This is a genomic window from Sphingomonas sp. (genome assembly GCF_040398505.1).
In the GTDB taxonomy this organism is placed as follows: Bacteria; Pseudomonadota; Alphaproteobacteria; order Sphingomonadales; family Sphingomonadaceae; genus Sphingomonas.
Genome location: NZ_JBBATX010000002.1, coordinates 62,796 through 68,115 on the forward strand (window position 1 = coordinate 62,796; position 5,320 = coordinate 68,115).

The window sequence follows — 5,320 nt, forward strand, 5'->3', positions numbered from 1 at the left end:
GTGGCGAGGCGGCGATAGCGCGCGACGCCTTCGACGAGCAGCAACTGGCAATGCCCGCCCGAGACGAGCAGCAGCAGATAGGGAAATTCCAGATTAGGGTCGGACAGACGCGGGCTGAGCGCATGGCCTTCGAGGTGATTGACCGCGATCAGCGGCTTGCCCGCCGCATGCGCCAGCGCCTTGCCGGTGACGAGCCCGACCATCACCCCGCCGATCAGCCCCGGCCCCGCCGTCGCCGCGACCGCATCGACATCGGCCAGCGTAACGCCAGCATCGGCCAGCGCCGCCGCGACCAGCGGGCTCAGCATCTCGACATGCGCGCGCGCGGCGATTTCGGGCACCACGCCGCCATAAGGCCGGTGCGCCGCCTCCTGCCCCGCAAGCCGGTGCGACAGGATACGGCGATCCGAGGTGACGAGGGCGGCGGCGGTTTCGTCGCAGCTCGATTCAAGGCCGAGGATGAGCAATGTCATGGCAATGACCCCTAACCGTTCGCCCTGAGCTTGTCGAAGGGCGGCTCTTTCTTCTACGCTCGACCGAAAGGACAGGGCTTCGACACGCGCAGCCCGACCGGATTTGGGAGAAGCTATGCCTGTTCTTCGTCTCGGCACGCGCGGATCGCCGCTCGCACTCGTCCAGGCCAATATGGTGCGGGGTGCCCTGTGTACCGCGCATGGCTGGGACATTGCGGCGATCGAGATCGTGCCGATCAAGACCACGGGGGACCGCGTGCAGGACGTGGCGCTCGCCGAGATTGGCGGCAAGGCGTTGTGGACCAAGGAGCTCGACCGCGCGCTGCTGGCGGGCGAAGTCGATTTCGCGGTGCATTCGATGAAGGATGTCGAAACCGTCCGCCCGGTCGAGATTGCGATCGCCGCGATGTTGCCGCGCGCCGATGTGCGCGATCGGCTGATCGGCGCGCCGAGCATCGCCAGTCTGCGCCACGGCGCGGTGATCGGCACCAGCTCGCCGCGCCGCGTCGCGCAGTTGAAGCGGATGCGCCCTGATTTCGAAACCGTGCTGTTCCGCGGCAATGTCGACACGCGTCTCGCCAAAGTGGCAGCGGGCGACGTCGATGCGTCGATGCTGGCGGCGGCAGGGCTCGATCGGCTCGGCCGCCCCGATGTCGGCGTCGGGATCGAGACTGACGTCGTGCTGCCCGCCCCTGCGCAAGGCGCGGTCGGGATCGAGGCGCGCGCCGCGGACGATCGGATGCTCGGCTGGCTCGCGGCGATCGACCATGAAGCGACGCATGTGTGCGTGCTTGTCGAACGCGCCTTGCTCGCGGCGCTTGTGGCGGATTGCCATTCGCCGGTCGCGGCGCTGGCGGTGATCGAGGATGATCTCGTCTGGATGCGTGCCGAACTCTTCGCCGAGGATGGCAGCGCGCACGTGACGGGAGATATCCGCGGTGCGGCCGATGACGGCACGCTTGCCGAACGCCTTGCCGCGGATTTGCTAGAGCGGGCGCCAGAGCCGGTACGGCGGCTGTTCGCGGCGTGAGCGCGCCTCTGGCGGTGCTGCGGCCCGAGCCAGGCCATGCCGCCACGCGCGCCCGCGCGCAGGCGGCGGGGTTCGAAACCATATCGTTGCCGCTGTTCGCGGTGCAGGCATTGACGTGGGAACTGCCGCACGCCGCCGCCTTCGATGCGCTGCTTCTGACCAGCGCCAATGCCGTGCGCTTTGCCGGGGCGGAACTCGCCGGTCTGACCAGCCTGCCGGTACTGGCGGTCGGCCCGCACACGGCGATGGCGGCGCAGGCGGCGGGGTTTGACGTCATGGCGATTGGCGGCGGTGATGGGGCCGAAATCGCCGCGCTGGCGATGGCGCATGGCGTGTCGCGCGCGCTGCATCTGACCGGGCGTGACCGCACGCTGTCGGCCGGCGGGCCGATCGCGCAGGTAATCCCGGTCTATGAAAGTGCGGCCATCGCGGTCGATCCGGCGCGGCTCACGGATTTGATCGGATCGATCGCATTGCTGCATTCGGCCCGCGCCGCGCGGCGGCTGGCGGCGCTGCTCGATGCGGCCAAGATCGACCGTGCGCGCGTCGCCATCGCCGCGTTCAGCCCGGCGATCGCCGCCGCCGCCGGGGTCGGCTGGGCCGCCACCGCCAGTGCCGCCACGCCCGATGACGCCGCGCTGTTCGTGGCCGCGCGCAGCATCGCTTAGCAGCAGGGCGTTGACCGGCTGCGCCACGACCCCGATAAGGCAGGGATGGACGACCCAACCCCCCCGGTCCCCGACCCTAACCCGGTGCCACCCCCGCCGTCGCCATTGCCGCCGCGCGTGCTGCCGACGTTCACGCCACCATCGCCCGCGCCTGCTTCTAGCGGCATGGGCTGGCGGATGGGTGTGGCGCTTGGGCTGATCGCCTTTCTGGTCGGCGTCGGGGTTGCGGCGTTCGTGCTCAACACATTCGCCCGCACTGGGGAGGTCAAGCCCGTCGCGACCGTGACGGTGCCGGTCGGTGCCAATGGCCAGGCACCGGTGGTGATCGTGCCGAGCAAGGCTGGCGCTCCGGTGCCGGCGATCGACTTGGCCGCGCTGTCGACGCGGCAAGCCGAACTTGCCGCCAAGCTTGGCGATCTCGAGACTCGGGCGGGAACGATCGACCACGATTCGCAGCGCGCGTCGGCTTACGCCACGCGCAGCGAGGGGTTGATGGTCGCCTTTGCCGCCCGCCGTGCGCTCGATCGCGGGCTCAATCTCGGCTTCCTCGAGGATCAGTTGCGCAGCCGTTTCGGCGGTACCCAGCCCGCCGCCGTTGCCACGGTGCTGCAAGCGGCGCGCGCGCCGGTGACGCTTGAGGATCTGCGCGCCGGGCTCGACGGCATCGCGCCCGAATTGATGACCGGCGCGGCGAGTGTCGGCTGGTGGCAAAGCTTCCGTTCCGAAATCGGCAATCTCGTCGTCTTGCGCCGGGCCGGTACGCCCTCGCCCTTGCCGGTCGACCGCGTGGCGCGTGCGCGGCGGTTGATCGAAGCAGGGCAAGTCGAGGCGGCGCTGGCGGAAGTCTCGCGCACCCCCGGTGCAGAACAGGCAGAAAGCTGGAGTGCCGCAGCGCGGCGCTATATCGGCGCGCGTCGCGCGCTCGACACGATTGAAAGCGCCGCGATCCTCGCGCCGGGCGTCGATGCGGCACCGGTCGCGCGCCCGACCCCAACGGTCTTACCTTAAGCGCGTAGGCGTTCGATCAGCGCCATCGCGCCCGCAGGCGCGCGGACCTTTGCGCCGTTGATGAAGAAGATGAAGGTTTCGCGCGGCGTCTTCGGTGCCGGGTCGGCAAGGAGTGGCACGACCGCCGATGATCCTCCCGCCGCCCAGTGCTTGGCGGTCGCCGCCCAAGCGTCCAGCGCAGCGGGCGCATAGCCCGCTGGTTCGTCCTCGACCGCCGCCTCGAGCCGCGCATAGACGAAATCACCGCTGACATCGGCAAGGGCTGGATAGTCGGCCGAATCGGCATAGACGATCGCCACCCCGGCGGCGCGCGCCAGGGCGACGAATTCGGGCACGCAAAAGCTATCATGCCGCACTTGCACCGCGTGGCGCAGCGCGACGCCGTCCTGGCGTGCGGGCAACAGCTTCAGGAACGCCCCGAAATCTTCGGGCTCGAACTTCTTGGTCGCCATGAACTGCCACAGGATCGGCCCCAGCCGGTCGCCAAGCTCGACGATGCCCTGCCCGGTAAAGCGCGCGATCGATTCGCCGGCGTCCGCCAACACCTTGCGATTGGTGCAGAAGCGCGACGCCTTCAGCGTAAAGACGAAGCCGTCGGGCACCGCCTTGGCCCAGGCCGCGAAGGTCGCGGGCTTTTGCGAGGAATAATAGGTGCCGTTGACTTCGATCGCGGTCAGCTTGCTGCCTGCATAGTCCAGTTCACGCTTGATTGGCCATTTTTCGGGAAAGAACACGCCCCGCCACGGCGCATAGGTCCAGCCGCCAATACCGATTCGGATTTCGCCTGTTGTCATCCGCGCAAGGCTAACCGACAACGCACCCAGACGAAACCGTCACCGAAACCGTAACCAAAACCGCGTGAGAGCCGAATGACGATCCGGAATGTTCGTGCGGGCCACTGAGGCAGAACTCAGAACGCTGATGATCGGCGGCCTGGCGGGCGAGGCCAATGCGCAGCGCAGGCTGTTGCAAGCGCTCGCGCCGGTGCTGCGCGCGTTTTTCGCGCGACGGCTGCGCGGGGCCGATGACGATGTCGAGGATTTGGTGCAGGACAGTTTGATCGCCATTCATACGCGGCGGGCGACCTATGATCCGGCGCGCCCGTTCACCGCCTGGGCCTATGCGGTCGCGCGCTACAAGATGATCGATCATTTCCGCCGCCGCAAACAGACCGTCCCGCTCGACGATTTCGCCGACATCCTTGCGGTTGAAAGTTTCGAGGATGCGAGCGGCGCGCGTCTCGACATCGGCCGATTGCTCGACGCCCTGCCGCCCAAACAGGCGCAAGCGATCCGCGCGACCAAGCTTGACGGGTTGAGCGTGACGGAGGCGGCGGCGCGCGCCGGGATCAGCGAATCGGACGTAAAGATTTCGGTGCATCGCGGTCTGAAGAAGCTTGAACAGCAGTTGAGCGACGCGGCGTTGGGCGCTGCCCGATTGGGACGATGACGATGGTATCCACCAATGCACTGATCGATTCGCTGACCGAGCAGGTCGCCCCTGTGTCGGCGCGCGCGGTCCAGGGGCGGCTGTTGCGCGGCCTGCTGATCGGCTGTGCCCTGACGGCGCTGGCGGTGGTCGGACTCGGGCTCCGGCCCGATCTGTCGCAGGCGCTGTACGGCAGCGCGATCTGGATGAAATGGGGCTATACGCTGTCGATCGCGCTGGTGGCGGGGGTCGGCGTGACGCTTCTGGCGCGCCCCGAACGGCGTGACGTCCGCTGGCTGTGGCTGGCGCTGGTGCCGGTCCTGCTGCTCGCTGCGCTCGCGGTCGCGCAATTGGCGACGACACCGATGACCGAATGGCGGGCGCTGTGGCTGGGGAATAGCTGGCAGCGCTGCTCGCTCTGCGTCGCCTTGCTCTCGGTACCGATTTTCGGCGGCTTTCTCTGGGCATTTCGCAGCCTTGCGCCGACGCGGCTGCGCCTGGCCGGGACTGTCGCCGGGCTGGCAGCGGGGGCCAGCGCCGCGACGCTTTACGGCTTCCACTGTCCCGAGACGTCGGCACTGTTCGTGCTGACCTGGTATTCGCTGGGAATTCTGGTGGCGATGGCGATTGGCGCGGTGATCGGCCCGCGCGTCTTGCGCTGGTAGCAGGGCGGACGCTGCATTTCGGATCGCGTGGCTGGATGCCCCGTGAGG

General features: G+C 68.3%; 7 protein-coding genes. 5 read left to right on the forward strand and 2 right to left on the reverse strand.

What is annotated here, in order from left to right:
• On the reverse strand, positions 1 to 473 hold a 473-nt coding region (locus ABWP09_RS00770), incomplete at its 3' end, for a tRNA (adenosine(37)-N6)-threonylcarbamoyltransferase complex transferase subunit TsaD (RefSeq protein WP_502959736.1).
• A 115-nt stretch (positions 474 to 588) separates the two neighbouring features.
• Between ABWP09_RS00770 and hemC the strand changes: the two genes are divergently transcribed.
• Genes hemC through ABWP09_RS00785 form a run of 3 tightly spaced genes read left to right on the forward strand, consistent with a single transcriptional unit; the run spans position 589 to position 3,179 of the window.
• Positions 589 to 1,503, forward strand: coding sequence for a hydroxymethylbilane synthase (gene hemC / locus ABWP09_RS00775; protein WP_353203259.1), 915 nt, complete (start codon positions 589 to 591; stop codon positions 1,501 to 1,503).
• Complete coding sequence (locus ABWP09_RS00780) at positions 1,500 to 2,171, forward strand: uroporphyrinogen-III synthase (protein WP_353203260.1); 672 nt, start codon at positions 1,500 to 1,502, stop codon at positions 2,169 to 2,171. Before hemC ends, ABWP09_RS00780 begins: the two co-directional genes overlap by 4 nt.
• 45 nt (positions 2,172 to 2,216) lie before the next feature.
• A complete protein-coding gene (locus ABWP09_RS00785) occupies positions 2,217 to 3,179 on the forward strand; it encodes a hypothetical protein (protein ID WP_353203261.1) in 963 nt (320 codons plus the stop codon).
• Here the strand turns inward: ABWP09_RS00785 and ABWP09_RS00790 are convergent.
• Positions 3,176 to 3,973: a DUF72 domain-containing protein gene (locus ABWP09_RS00790; RefSeq protein WP_353203262.1), complete on the reverse strand. Its 798-nt coding sequence runs from the start codon at positions 3,971 to 3,973 to the stop codon at positions 3,176 to 3,178. The genes ABWP09_RS00785 and ABWP09_RS00790 overlap by 4 nt on opposite strands.
• A gap of 94 nt (positions 3,974 to 4,067) precedes the next feature.
• On the opposite strand from ABWP09_RS00790, the gene ABWP09_RS00795 reads away from it, so the two are divergent.
• Positions 4,068 to 4,628 (forward strand): sigma-70 family RNA polymerase sigma factor, encoded by a 561-nt coding sequence (locus tag ABWP09_RS00795; protein ID WP_353203263.1) that lies wholly within the window; start codon positions 4,068 to 4,070, stop codon positions 4,626 to 4,628.
• Positions 4,625 to 5,272, forward strand: a complete 648-nt coding sequence (locus ABWP09_RS00800) for a DUF1109 domain-containing protein (RefSeq protein ID WP_353203264.1) — start codon at positions 4,625 to 4,627, stop codon at positions 5,270 to 5,272. Before ABWP09_RS00795 ends, ABWP09_RS00800 begins: the two co-directional genes overlap by 4 nt.
• Positions 5,273 to 5,320: the final 48 nt, after the last annotated feature.